Annotated in this window: 15 protein-coding genes; 13 read left to right on the forward strand and 2 right to left on the reverse strand. The window is 47.6% G+C overall.

Annotation, left to right across the window (positions count from 1 at the left end):
- Positions 1-13 precede the first annotated feature (13 nt).
- On the reverse strand, positions 14-1,084 hold the full coding sequence (locus tag AC2TDN_RS15775; RefSeq protein ID WP_482067179.1) for a CotH kinase family protein: 1,071 nt from the start codon (positions 1,082-1,084) through the stop codon (positions 14-16).
- 102 nt (positions 1,085-1,186) lie between these two features.
- Positions 1,187-1,555 (reverse strand): hypothetical protein, encoded by a 369-nt coding sequence (locus AC2TDN_RS15780; protein ID WP_482067178.1) that lies wholly within the window; start codon positions 1,553-1,555, stop codon positions 1,187-1,189.
- A 283-nt stretch (positions 1,556-1,838) separates the two neighbouring features.
- Between AC2TDN_RS15780 and AC2TDN_RS15785 the strand changes: the two genes are divergently transcribed.
- The 13 genes from AC2TDN_RS15785 (at position 1,839) to AC2TDN_RS15845 (ending at position 13,110) form a co-directional block, all read left to right on the forward strand.
- On the forward strand, positions 1,839-2,594 hold the full coding sequence (locus tag AC2TDN_RS15785) for a hypothetical protein (RefSeq protein WP_482066304.1): 756 nt from the start codon (positions 1,839-1,841) through the stop codon (positions 2,592-2,594).
- Between the two features lie 76 nt (positions 2,595-2,670).
- Entirely contained in the window at positions 2,671-3,339 is a 669-nt protein-coding gene (locus AC2TDN_RS15790) for a DUF2642 domain-containing protein (RefSeq protein ID WP_482066305.1), read from the forward strand.
- Between the two features lie 159 nt (positions 3,340-3,498).
- Positions 3,499-4,623 (forward strand): GerAB/ArcD/ProY family transporter, encoded by a 1,125-nt coding sequence (locus tag AC2TDN_RS15795; protein ID WP_482066306.1) that lies wholly within the window; start codon positions 3,499-3,501, stop codon positions 4,621-4,623.
- Positions 4,623-6,086, forward strand: a complete 1,464-nt coding sequence (locus AC2TDN_RS15800; protein ID WP_482066307.1) for a spore germination protein — start codon at positions 4,623-4,625, stop codon at positions 6,084-6,086. The genes AC2TDN_RS15795 and AC2TDN_RS15800 overlap by 1 nt, the downstream gene beginning before the upstream one ends.
- Positions 6,083-7,249, forward strand: coding sequence for a Ger(x)C family spore germination protein (locus tag AC2TDN_RS15805; protein ID WP_482066308.1), 1,167 nt, complete (start codon positions 6,083-6,085; stop codon positions 7,247-7,249). The genes AC2TDN_RS15800 and AC2TDN_RS15805 overlap by 4 nt, the downstream gene beginning before the upstream one ends.
- 90 nt (positions 7,250-7,339) lie before the next feature.
- Complete coding sequence (locus AC2TDN_RS15810; RefSeq protein WP_482066309.1) at positions 7,340-7,561, forward strand: hypothetical protein; 222 nt, start codon at positions 7,340-7,342, stop codon at positions 7,559-7,561.
- A 42-nt stretch (positions 7,562-7,603) separates the two neighbouring features.
- Positions 7,604-8,002 carry a spore coat protein gene (locus AC2TDN_RS15815; RefSeq protein ID WP_482066310.1) on the forward strand — a complete coding sequence of 133 codons (399 nt, stop codon included), beginning with the start codon at positions 7,604-7,606 and terminating at the stop codon, positions 8,000-8,002.
- A gap of 126 nt (positions 8,003-8,128) precedes the next feature.
- The gene (locus AC2TDN_RS15820; protein WP_482066311.1) at positions 8,129-8,620 is read left to right on the forward strand and encodes an Lrp/AsnC family transcriptional regulator; all 492 of its coding nucleotides are present in this window, start codon (positions 8,129-8,131) and stop codon (positions 8,618-8,620) included.
- A 16-nt stretch (positions 8,621-8,636) separates the two neighbouring features.
- On the forward strand, positions 8,637-9,854 hold the full coding sequence (locus AC2TDN_RS15825; RefSeq protein WP_482066312.1) for an aminotransferase class I/II-fold pyridoxal phosphate-dependent enzyme: 1,218 nt from the start codon (positions 8,637-8,639) through the stop codon (positions 9,852-9,854).
- Positions 9,855-9,947: 93 nt separating this feature from the next.
- A complete protein-coding gene (locus tag AC2TDN_RS15830; RefSeq protein WP_482066313.1) occupies positions 9,948-10,520 on the forward strand; it encodes a cob(I)yrinic acid a,c-diamide adenosyltransferase in 573 nt (190 codons plus the stop codon).
- On the forward strand, positions 10,517-11,476 hold the full coding sequence (locus AC2TDN_RS15835) for an RluA family pseudouridine synthase (RefSeq protein ID WP_482066314.1): 960 nt from the start codon (positions 10,517-10,519) through the stop codon (positions 11,474-11,476). Before AC2TDN_RS15830 ends, AC2TDN_RS15835 begins: the two co-directional genes overlap by 4 nt.
- Positions 11,477-11,514: 38 nt before the next feature.
- Positions 11,515-11,886 (forward strand): arsenate reductase family protein, encoded by a 372-nt coding sequence (locus tag AC2TDN_RS15840; RefSeq protein ID WP_482066315.1) that lies wholly within the window; start codon positions 11,515-11,517, stop codon positions 11,884-11,886.
- A gap of 18 nt (positions 11,887-11,904) precedes the next feature.
- Complete coding sequence (locus AC2TDN_RS15845; protein WP_482066316.1) at positions 11,905-13,110, forward strand: aminotransferase class I/II-fold pyridoxal phosphate-dependent enzyme; 1,206 nt, start codon at positions 11,905-11,907, stop codon at positions 13,108-13,110.
- The last annotated feature ends 22 nt before the right edge of the window (positions 13,111-13,132 follow it).

The following is a 13,132-nucleotide window of genomic DNA, read 5'->3' on the forward strand; positions in this document are numbered from 1 at the left end:
GCTCGGGAGCGGTTTATTCCCACTCCCGCAGCGAATGCTTCAATATTTCTCTTCGTTCTTGAATGTAATTATGAATGAAGGAAGGCTCCGATAAAAAGGTGTCATAGCTTGCTTTTCTTGTATAATCGCTGCGAATGGCAGGCGAAAGATGGCCATGCATCTGTGAAATAACAGGGCCAAGCTTCTCGACTGTGAAGGCGTTCTGAAGCAGCTTCCTAACGATAGAGCGGTATTTGCGGCGACATGCCGGAAAGGTGAATAGCTTCTCGGTCAGCTTGTTATAGCCCTGCAAGCGCACGAGATCGCTGCCGCATGGTTTCCCATAGCAATTTCTCCCCCAAGTCCCCTCATAGTCCCATGGAATGATTCGATATTTGCCGCTCGTACGATGCTCATACAGCGCATAGTTCTGGTCAAACCCATCATAATTCCCAGTTAGCACGGCACCGGCAAGCCACATTAGATATTGAGTCACGTCTAGCCGCTTTACGGTGTGGACTCCTAGATTTTTCCCTGACATTCGGTTTAAATTGCGTACAAAGGATACGAGCCTGCTCTTCGTCCCCGTCTTTCCCTTCATTAATTCATAACCATCGAACAGCGATGGCTTCTTATCTTTAGAGATGGGATCGGTTAAGCTGAAATCCGCGCTATCGTTGACAGCATATAGAAGCGAGCGGTAGCCGATGCGTCTTTTCTCGAAAAAAAGCTGATCGACGGCTTCGATTTCCAAATAAACGCCTTCCGGAACGCCATTTATAATGAGCCAGAAGTGATTGGTTTCAGGCGAGGGAACGCCAATTTTATTGAAAAAGTAAAACGAGAGTGCATTGCGCATCATCGATGGATCGTCGTATTCGGCGTTCCAATGCAGCGTTCTGCCGCCCTCGAGCCGCACTTCGTATGATTTTTTAGAGTAATTGCGCGTATGACCGCCCCGCAAGCCGAATTCCGCTTTATAGGTTTGTCCGTCCAATTCCAGCTCTGCAGGCTTGAAGGCTCGCCCCCAAGCGTTGCTCTTTATCTCTTGAAGATCTGAAGCATTAATGCGTATGGTGCGTGCAGGCAAGGTTTCAGTAGCCATCTAACCATCTCCCGAGGCAAAAGATAAAGCCTACCGTTAGACGATAGGCTTTTGATCTTATTTACCGTATTCAGCTGCTGCCTAGATGGTCACATTTATTTATTAAATCTTGATTTCCCAAACGAAGCTCGGGGTTAGCTCGCTGCCTTCAAAATGAAAGAGCGGGAAGCCGCCATAGCTGCGGTTGCCATCCGTAAGATTGCCTCTCGTTCGGTTGCCATCCGTAAGATTGCCTCTCGTTCGATTGCCGTCCGTGCGGTTCCCGCTTGTCAGACTTCCGTCCGTTCGATTGCCGTCCGTGCGGTTCCCGCCTGTTAGACTTCCGTTGCTGTGATTGCCTCCTGTACGAACTCCTGCCGTACGATTGCCGCTCGTCAGCCCGCCTATCATTTGGCTGACATCTGTTGATTCAGCCACCCTATAGCTTGCTCTCTTGTTTTGCTTTTGTTTACTGTTCTTATTTTTGGCCAAATCAAATTCCTCCTATTAATGAAGATAGTATATTCTATGGCTGGAGTCTATTATTCGTAACGGTTATGCGCTCATTCTTTAATAAATAGATACTAATCTAGTACCACTGCAATACGGTATACATATAAATATATTACATAACGTATCTCATGATAGATGCTATGAATGAAGGTTAGGAGGGGTGAGCAGCGATACAAATATGATGTTGGTGACAAGGTCAACACGTCGTTTTTGAAGGAATGCTTGAAACTACTAAAAATGAAATTATCGGAGGGATTTTTTTATGAGTTATAGTTGTAACTATCAATTCGTTGCTGGCGCTAGTGATCGTAATAGAAACAAGAGCTGCGATAGCAAAAGTCAAGATTTTTTACGCAGTTTGGTAGGCAAAGTTGTGAAAATCAACCGCGGAGGACCGAACTCACTGCTAGGCAAACTGCTTGCCGTAAAAAGCGACTATCTTGTATTAAAAACTAGAGAAGGCATCGTATATATTGCTACCAGCCATGTAAAAAGCATTACTGAATTCGGCGGCGACAAAAGCGGTGGTAATAAAAGTGGCGGCAACAAAAGCGGCGGAAACAAAAGCGGGAAAAACTGCAGCCGCGGTCACCGTGAGCCGACATTAGTCGATGCAAACAACTTCAACGATGTCATTTGCGCTTTCAATCAACAATTCGTTCAAATCAACTCGGGCGGACCGGAGAAAGTAGAAGGCTTTATCGCCCAAGTAAATAAAGATTCGATTTTATTGGTATCTGGCAACGAAGCTATTCAAATTCAGAAGGATCATATTAAAACGATTAAAGCTGCAGGCAGTAAATCAGGCGGCAACAAAAATGACAACAAAAACGACAACAAAAACGACAACAAAAACGACAACAAAAATGACAATAAAAACGACAACAGAACCGGCGGCAACAAAAGCAACAAAAACAACAAAAGCAGATCGCAAGGCAACCGCAGCGGCGGCAGAAACCGTGCAAATGCGGCTTCTGTAAAAGCTGCTCCAAAAACAGCTCGCCGTTCCGTGAAATAAGACTGCTGATTTGCCAGGCAAAGGTCTTGACCTTTGCCTGGTTCCACTATCTACCGGATGAAAGGAGGTTGATCGCATGAAAAACCGTCATCCGCTGCTGGATCGGCAGGTCGAATTAGAGATTTCAGGAAAAGCGGCACCAATACGAGGGAAGTTGATCGAGTTTGGTCAAGATATTTTAGTGCTGCACAACGGAACTCAATTTTTGTATATTCCGCTTATCCACTTACAGCAGCTTCGCGTCTCTACGCGGGAAGAAGAAGAAAATATTGAAATACCTGAACTGCCATTTGAGCCTTATAACGAGCCAATCTCTTATCGCAAAATACTAATGAATGCCAAGGGCATGTTCTCTGAAATTTATATTACCGGGAATCAGTCCATACACGGTTATTTAACTACCATTATGAATGACTTTTTTGTCTTCTATTCACCTGTCTATCATACCGTCATCGTATCTCTTCACCATATGAAGTATTTGATTCCCTATAATCCGAACGTAACACCGTATACGTTAACGCCAGAGCAATTTCCTCTTAGACCCTCCCCGATAACATTAGCAAGAACCCTCGATCAACAGCTGCGCAAACTAGTCGGTGAATTCGTCGTGCTTGATTTAGGCGAAAATTCAAATAAGATCGGTGTATTGAAAAGCGTCGATCAGAGTATGATCGAGCTTGCGAATGCAAGCGGAAACGCTGTTTTCTTACACTTTGACCATGTGAAAACCGTGCATATCCCCTAATTCAATCAGACTGTGCTTTCAGCCATAAAGGCTTGAGCATAGTTTTTTTTTACAAAATTTTGTCGAAAAAAAGAATCTTCCATGCATTTTGATGATCAGTTCTGGAAATATTAATTTGCAAGGTAACAATGTGAGTGGTATGAAAGTGATGTGATTGGCATGAAAGTGAAACCTTTTGGTATTTTGGCATCTTTTATGATAATTGTTTTGTCAGTCGGGCTTGTAAATCATGTCCTGATTGTCCCTATGTTGTTTTTTGCCGCAAAGCGCGATGCATGGATATGTGTGATTATCGGGCTTATGCTTGTGCTCCCATGGGCATTAATTCCACTATGCGGCATATTAAACCGGATGAATGGAATGCCTCTTGATAAGTGGCTGATGGGGCGATTTCCACGATTTTTGTCATGGTTTCTTATGGGCGTTTTTTTGCTTATGCAGTTGGCCCTTGCTTTTGAAACGCTAATTACGATGGTCTCTTGGACGGCCACAACCTATTTGCCCAATACCCCTTCGCTTGTGGTTTGCGTTGTATTTCTAGGTCTATGCCTATTTGCATCAGTCTCAGGCCTCCGCACGATTGCATACGTGAGCTGCATCCTGCTGCCGATCGTTGTGCTGTTAGGCGATTTTGTCATGTCTGCGAACATGCCGCACAAAGATTATCATTTTTTATTGCCGATACTCGAGAATGGACCTGCTCCTTTGGTTACAGGAGTGTTATATACGCTTACCTCTTCCAGCGAGTTGTTTGTATTTATGCTTATTCAGCATCATATAAAAGGAAAAATCAAGCGCTGGCCTCTCTTTTGGCTTGTGTTGCTTTTGTCAATGCTGACAATAGGGCCGGTTATGGGAGCGATAGCAGAATTTGGACCTGTCGAAGCAGAGAAGATGCGTTATCCAGCATTTTCGCAATGGCGGCTGGTGTCCATCGGAAAATATTTCGAGCATGTTGATTTTTTTGCGATCTTCCAATGGATGTCAGGCGCGCTTATCCGGCTAGCGCTTTGCATTCACATTTTATCTGAATTTGGACCCTTGCGACAATTGAAAAGAAAATGGATTTCACCGACACTGCTTGGCGTGATCATTCTCGTTGTTTCTTACGTTGGCGTTAACCATATGCTTGAGTTTAGACATTATATGGTCGCCTTTTTTACGTATACAGGAATAATCATAATGTCCCTTACCAGTATGATTTGGATTGTGACCCTATTTCAGAAGAAGCAAGGGAATAAAAGTAGAACAGCAATTATCGGCTCCGAGGAGGCAGAACAGTAATGATTCATGAGGAACGGAATGAGCAGCATGGTAAAAATGATTGGAATGACATACCGATAGATCAGCTCAGGAACGAATTGCAGGAGTGTAATGATGTCATTGAATATAGGCTTACACTTGATGTTCATGGGCCGATGGAAGTCATTATGTTTTATTGTGAAGGGCTGATCGACAACCAACAGATGCAGCTCGGATTGCTGCCGCAGCTCGAGAAATGGGCGGAACAGCTTCGTTTGCTTCCAGGAGCCGAAGAAGGTGACGTACATAAGCCAAGCATGTTATTCAGCAGAGTGCAATGTGGACATAATGGCAGTAATTTATATGCTAGACTGTTTGCGGGCAGCGTCATCTTATCGTTAGAAAATCTTAATGGTTTATTTGAATTCGATATTTCCAGCCAACCTGGAAGGACTCCGGAAGAGTCGACGATGGAGGTCTCGATCAGAGGTCCGCGCGACGGCTTTGTCGAGAATTTGTCAACGAATGTAGCTTTAGTTCGCAAGCGTCTCAGAACGCCTGATTTGCATGTGCAATATTTTAGGATCGGCAGAGAATCCCAGACAGAAGTTGCTCTTATGTATATGAAGGGACTAGCGAAGCACGAGCTTGTATTGGAAGCGAAAAGACGCCTCGATAATATTGATATTCCTGCTGTAGTTGGAGGTAGTCAATTAGAAGAGCTATTATCCGACCGTCGGCTAGCTTTGTTTCCGCTAGTTGAATATGTCGGGCGGCCTGATTATGTCGTGCAATCGCTGCTGCAAGGAAAGGTTGCGATCCTGCTTGATGATTCTCCATCAGCCATTATTGCTCCAGGCAGTTTATTGCTGCTGATCAAATCGCCAGAGGATGCTCATTTACCGTATTATTATGTTTCGCTGGAACGTTTGTTAAGGCTGATCGGACTTGTTTGTGCAATCAGCCTGCCGGGTTTATGGATTGCACTGTCGGCCTTCAACACAGATCAAATTCCGTTTACACTGCTTGCCACTGTAACTATATCTCGAATTGGCCTGCCATTGTCGTCTACGATGGAGATGTTTATTATGCTGACGATGTTCGAGCTCTTCCGCGAAGCGGGAGTCAGGCTTCCAAGGGCAGTCGGGCAAACCGTATCGGTAGTAGGCGGGTTAATCGTAGGCGATGCGGCTATCCGTGCGGGCTTGACTTCTCCGACTATGCTCGTCATTGCTGCGGTGACAGCGGTATCCACCTTTACTCTGGTCAATCAGTCATTAAGCGGCTCGGTTAGCGTCATTCGCTACCTGGTGCTTATTTTATCGTCGATTCTAGGAATATTTGGTTTCTTTGTCGGAATGTTTGCCGTTCTCATCTACCTGTGCACGCTAGAATCATTTGGACATCCTTATTTAGAGCCGTTAGCGCCGCTGCGCTTCAAGAAGCTGATACCAGCGCTTATGCAAAAGCCATGGAAGCTTAAGAGCAACAGGGGGAACAAATGAGATATAAAGCTGCGCAGGTTAACATTTGGAGAAAAAGGGCTGCATTGATTTGCATTTTATTTGGGTCCATGCTGCTTCAAGGCTGCTGGGATGAAATCAATTTACAGGATACTAGCTACATCTCCGCTCTCGGTATCGACTATAAAGATGGGAAGTATGAAATCTATGCACAAACGATGAAATTTGGGCTCATAGCGAAGACAGAATCGCAGCAGCGTGACCCTAATCCAGTATGGATCGGCAAAGGCAAGGGCGATTCTATTTTGCTGGCGATAAACAATATTACGAAATCCAGCCAATCCATTTTAAGCTTGGACCATCTAAAAACGGTCGTTGTGCACGCCAGAGCGCTGGAAAGGATGGATGACATCATGGACGGCTTGAATCGCCAACGGGCTTCGCGGTATACGTCTTTGATATATGGGACTAGAGCACCGATCCAGAAGATTTTTACGACAGATACCTTTTATGACCAATCTCCTCTTAATAGTGTCATGTATTTGCCGCAGCCTCTTGATGGCCAAAGGAGTTTTATTCGTCCTTCCTCTCTGCAGACGGCGGTGCAGTCATTGAAGGAGCCAGCGATGGTGACTACGATCGCCGCATTGACGGCCAATGACCATTATTGGAAACGAAAGAAAATACCGCTGAAAATTCAAATAATTGAGGGATTATTCGCATTTAAGGAGCTTAACTATGTTGGCTATCTCTCGGAAAAAGAAGCTGCCGGCTTGCGATGGGTCAATCCCGAATTCAAGCATTTCATAATGAAAGCAGAAGGTAAGCATGGGAACGCGGCGATTTCCGTCAGCTCCTCAAAAAGCCAATTGCGTACGAGCTTCAAAGAGGGTTCGCCAAGCTTTGTTTTAAAGGTAAAGTTGTCAGGGGCGGTAGCAGAAATTTTGAAAAGCATAAATGAGGAGGAGATTGTTGCTTCAATAGAAGCGAGGGTCAAGCTTCAGCTTGAGAATACGTATCGTAAGGGATTAACGAAGGGAATGGATTTGTTTAAGTTGGAGCATCAATTGTATCGTTACCATCAGGCGTACTGGAAGGAAGCGTGCAAAGGAAAGGAATGGCATCCTACGCCCGATCAGCTGAAAATTGAGGTTACATTTAATTTGATTCATTCCGGTAATTTCACGTTGAATGAAGACACATAAATAAAGGAAAATTAGCTCATAATACGTTTGGCACGAAAAAAATGGAATAGCATGTGCTTACGAACCTAGTTTAGAGGAGGAAGACCTAAGATGCAGCCAATTACGGCAAAAGAGCTTGAGTACATCGCTGACTCAATGTCTAACGAGGATCTATTGATTAAACAATGCGCAGCAGTAATCGCTACGGGCACTACACCGGGGATTGTAAACCTATGCACGCAAATGCTGCATACCCACCAACAGCATTACGACTCATTATTGCATGCTATTTCGCATCATCAGCAAATAGCTCCAACACAGCCGCAGCAATAAACGCCAATCGCAACGACAATAATGATTAGGAGGTAAGTCGCTATGTATCAGCAGCAAAAGCAATCGATTTTGACCGAGGAAGATTTGGCAGGTACGATTCTAAGTGATTTAAAAAGAGTTGTGCGTGAGTACGCGACAGCGGCAACGGAGTCAACCTGTCCGGATATTCGTCAATTGTTCACGAAATTAACGGACAGCACCTTGGCCCTGCAAGGCCAGCTGTTCGAGGCGATGAAGCAAGCGAATATGTACAATACATCGTCGCCGGCGCTTCGCCAAGAGCTGGACAAGCAAATGAAGGAGTATCAGCAAACGAAGCAAAAGACGGCTCAGTTTTTGCAGCAAACGCTAGGCCAGCAGCAAACACAATCGATGTATACGCCGAATGCGCAACAGCAATCCGGCCAGCATCAGCAAAGCAATCAACAATATTACATGTAAAGACCCTTCGGGGTCTTTTTTTATAAGGAAATTGGAGGATTTGCCTTTCAGGCTTTGATTGCACGGGATTCAAAAAAGTTGTAAAATATTCTTTATAATCGCACTCGTACTGGAAGGAGTTATACAATGACCGAATTACAGTTGAAAGTGCTGGAGCTGCTGAAGGAAGACGCGCGAAGGAATGCGGAGCTGATCGCCACGATGCTTGCCGCACCAATAGAGGATGTAAAGCAAGCGATAGCGAGGCTTGAGGATGACCATATTATCGTAAAGTATGCGACAGTCGTGAACTCGAGCAAGCTTGACGATGAGAAGGTAACGGCACTTATCGAAGTACAAATTACACCAGAGCGCGGTCGCGGATTCGAAGGAATCGCCGAGCGCATTTATTTATATCCAGAGGTAAAATCCGTCTACCTGATGTCGGGAGCATATGATCTATTGGTCGAGGTTGAAGGCAAAAACTTAAAAGAGGTTGCCTCTTTTGTATCGAACACCTTATCGCCGATCGACAAGGTATTATCGACCAAAACCAATTTTATTTTGAAAAAATACAAACAAGACGGCATTATCTTCGAGGAGCGCGAAGGTGATCATCGGTTGATGGTTTCGCCGTGAAAAAAGGGTGACGGCAATGATTAAAGATGAACGTAAACAACCCTCCACAGCTGTGCAGAATCAATCGATGGCTGATTATTTGTCCCCGCTCGTGCGCGGCATTAAACCGTCGGGAATCCGTCGGTTTTTTGATTTGGTCAGTACGCGCAAGGATGTTATTACGCTTGGCGTAGGCGAACCCGACTTTGTTACGCCATGGCATGTTCGGGAAGCAGCGGTACACGCGATTGAGATAGGCAAGACGCAGTATACGTCCAATGCCGGCATGCCGGAGCTGCGCGAAGCGATCGGCCAATATTTGAATGACCAATTTGCTGTGCAGTATGATCCCGCGAATGAAATTTTGGTGACGGTCGGCGGAAGTGAAGCGATCGACCTTGCGCTTCGCGCATTGATTGCGCCAGGGGATGAAATATTGATTCCGGAGCCTTGTTATATTTCTTATTCTCCGATTACGGCGCTTACCGGCGGCAAGCCGGTTGGCATCGAGACATACGCGAAGGATGCTTTCAAGCTGAAGGCGGAGTCGCTTCAAGCTGTCATCACGCCGCGGTCCAAAGTACTTATTCTTTGTTATCCAAGCAATCCGACTGGCGGTACGATGAGCTATGAGGATTGGCTGCCTATTACGAAACTTGTGGAAGAGCACGATCTCATCGTCATTTCGGATGAAATTTATGCAGAGCTTTCTTACGGCGAGAAGCATGTCAGCTTTGCGGCAATGCCCGGCATGAAGGATCGAACGATACTCGTTAGCGGCTTTTCGAAGGCATTCGCGATGACAGGCTGGCGGATGGGGTATGCCTGCGGTCATCCCGATCTTATGGAAGCGATGCTGAAAATTCACCAATATACCGTCATGTGCGCGCCGATTATGGCGCAGTATGCCGCTCTTGAAGCGCTTCGGCACGGATTGGAAGAGAAGGACCGTATGGTTGAGGCTTACAATCAGCGGCGCCGCCTCGTTGTGAAGGGATTCCGCGACATCGGTCTCGAATGCCATGAGCCGCAGGGCGCATTCTATGCTTTTCCATCGATCGTATCGACAGGCCTTACGAGCGAGCAATTCGCGCAGCGGCTGCTGGATGAAGCGAATGTTGCGGCGGTGCCTGGCGACGTATTTGGTCTTGGCGGCGAAGGACATCTTCGCTGTTCTTATGCGACCTCTGTTACGAACCTGACCGAAGCGTTAGATCGAATAGGGAATTTTGTCCACCGCTTGAAGCAAGGGTAAGTAAGTACACTTTAACGATCAGCAGGTCAGGAGTATATCCGGCCTGCTGTTTGCATGAATAAGAGCATCAGGTGGAAGAGGAGGCCGAAGAGGATGAAGTTATATACGAGAACAGGTGATAGCGGTCAGACGTCCTTGATTGGGGGACGCGTGCGCAAGGATGACGTTCGCGTTGAGGCGTACGGAACGATTGATGAATTAAACGGCTTCGTCGGGTATGCGGCCGCAGAGGCGGCTAAGCATGAGGAGCTGGCGGAAATGGCCGGCTGGCTGATCGATATCATGCAGGAGCTATTTGACTGCGGCTCAGATCTAGCCTATGCCGTAGAGGGAGCGCCGCTCAAAATAGGATCGGAGCCTGCTGCCAGACTGGAAGGCTGGATCGATCAATATACGGCGGAGGCGCCGGAAATTACGCGATTTATTTTGCCGGGGGGCAGCTCCGTGTCTGCGCTGCTGCATATATGCAGAACGGTATGCCGCCGTGCGGAGCGCCGCGTCGTCACACTGGCTGCAGAGCATGCCATTAATGCTGAGGTGCAAACCTATTTAAACCGTCTGTCCGACTTCTTCTTCGCTGCTGCTAGAGCAGCAAATGCGAAACTTGGCGTGCCGGATACCGAATATGTACGAAGCGCGGAAGTGTTTCGAAAGCCCAAAAAATGATGGGAACGCTAGAAAAGCTCTATTATCCGCCACTGGTGGCCATCGTTAGTGAAGCGGAGCATGGAAAGCAGGTACGAACGGTGCTGGAGCGGCAGCTCGGCGTATCCCGCAAGCTGCTGTCGCAAGTAAAGCTGACGGAGCATGGGCTTACCGTTAACGAAGTACGTGCTTATACGACGGCACCGGTCGCGGCAGGCGATATTATTCGCGTACGGATGGAGCGGGAAGTATCCGAGGATATTTTGCCGCAGCCTATTTCGATACAAATCGTATTTGAGGATAACGATCTGCTTATTATCAACAAGCCGGCAGGCATGATCGTTCATCCGACGCATGGTCATTACACGGGTACGCTGGCCAACGGCGTCGTTTATCATTGGCAGCAGAAGGGAGAGCGGGTGCGCTTTCGTCCCGTACACCGTCTGGATGAAGAAACATCAGGCTTAGTCGCCGTCGCAAAAACGTCTTACGTGCATCAGCAGCTGTCCGAGCAGATGCAGGCGAACGGCTTCCTGAAGCTATATCGCGCTTATGTGTACGGGAGCCCGGCACCAGCCAAAGGAACTGTTGACGCTCCGATTGACCGGGACCCAGACCAGCCCCATATCCGTATCGTAACGCCGGAGGGGTATCCGTCCGTTACGCATTACGAGACGATATCGAGCTTCGGTTCTGCAGAGGGCAGCATACGAGCGACTGCCGTGCGCCTAAAGCTGGAAACGGGGCGAACGCATCAAATTCGCGTGCACATGAAGCATCTCGGCTGTCCATTAATCGGAGATAAGATGTATGGACCCGAGATTGGCGCAGTAGAGGATTGGGAGACGGCAGCCAGCCGTCAAGCGCTGCATGCCGAAATACTCGGCTTCACTCATCCGATCACGAAGCAGTGGGTGGAATGGCAGGCAGCATTGCCTCCGGAGCTTGTGCGCTTGGAGCAGGCGCTATCTGAATAAACAAGAAATGGTATAAGCACATTGGAGGATTTCATGGTATGGTGAAACAAAACGTATTAACGATTATTCAATATCCTAAATGCAGCACCTGCAAGGCTGCGGTTAAGTCGCTCCAAAGCAAAGGGAATGTCGTTCAATCCCGTGATATTGTTGAACAAACGCCTACTGCCGAGGAGTTGAAGGTGCTTGTGGCGAATAGCGGCTTAGAGCTGAAAAAGTTTTTTAACACATCAGGTGACGTATATAGAGAGCTTGGCTTGAAGGACAAGCTGGCCGGCATGTCTGAGGATGAGAAATATGCGCTGCTAGCGTCGAGCGGAATGCTGATCAAGCGTCCGATCGTAACGGATGGCAAGAAGGTAACGGTAGGCTATAAGGAAGAGCAGTACGCTGAGGCTTGGAACAACTAAAAAAGGGTGAATGGACTTATGTCGCAAACCAAATGGCGATCAGATAGGCTCTCGAAGCTTGGCTCTTCCATCTTTGCTGAAGTGGCGGCATGGAAGCTGGCTGCGGTGGAAAGCGGCCTCGATATCATTGATCTGGGCATCGGCAGTCCGGATCAGCCGCCGACGCCTGCCGTACGACTTGCGCTTAGCGATGCAGCGCTGCGCTCCGATATGTATGCTTATCCAGCAACGAGAAGCGGACTGCCCTTTCGTCAGCATGCCGCTGCTTGGATGAAGCATCGCTTTAATGTTGAGCTGGATGCGGCGAGCGAGATCGTGACGCTGCTAGGATCACAGGACGGGCTTGCTCATCTTGCAATGGCGCTTTGCGATCCTGGCGACATGGCGTTGCTGCCTAATCCCGGTTATCCGATATACGCCGCATCCTTGGCGCTTGCGGGCGTGGAATCTAAGCTAATGCCGCTCCGTGAGGAGAATGGATATATGCCAGATCTCGAAGCTATTCCGGATGCGGATTGGGATCGCGCAACATTTATTTTACTGAATTATCCTAATAATCCGATATCAACTGTAGCTGATTTAGCGTTTTTCGAGCGGCTGCTGGATAAAGCACGCCGGCATGGCGTACTGGTCGTGCATGATTTGGCTTACTCCGAAATGGGGTTTGACGGCTGCGAGCCGCCAAGCATTTTGGAGGTGCCGGGCGCAATCGAGCAAGCTGTTGAATTCCACTCCTTATCCAAAAGCTTTAATATGGCTGGGTGCAGAATCGGCTTTCTGGCTGGGAATAAGACGGCGGTTGGTGCTCTCCGCGAGCTAAAGGCAAACATCGACTATGGCGTATTTGATCCTATTCAAGAGGCGGGCATAATAGCGCTGCAAGAGGCGATATCAAATACGGAGATGCCTAAAGCAGGCAAGCTTTATGAGAAGCGAAGGAACATATTCCTGGATGCGCTTCGGACAGAGGGCTGGGACGTTGCAGCTCCGAAAGCGACCATGTTCGTATGGGCGCAGCTTCCTCCCATGCAGTGGACGATGGACGAGCCATGGACTTCAAGGCGAATTTCCCAGGAAATGCTTAAGGCGACCGGCGTGGTCGTCGTTCCGGGCGAAGCGTTCGGCTCCGAGGGCGAAGGTTATGTGCGAATCGCGCTCGTTGAAAGCGAGGAGCGATTGCAGGAAGCGGCTGAACGTATTGGAAGGTTCATTCGCGGGCAATAACGATAGAAATGAGATTAATAGT

This window comes from Paenibacillus sp. Y660 (genome assembly GCF_057221575.1).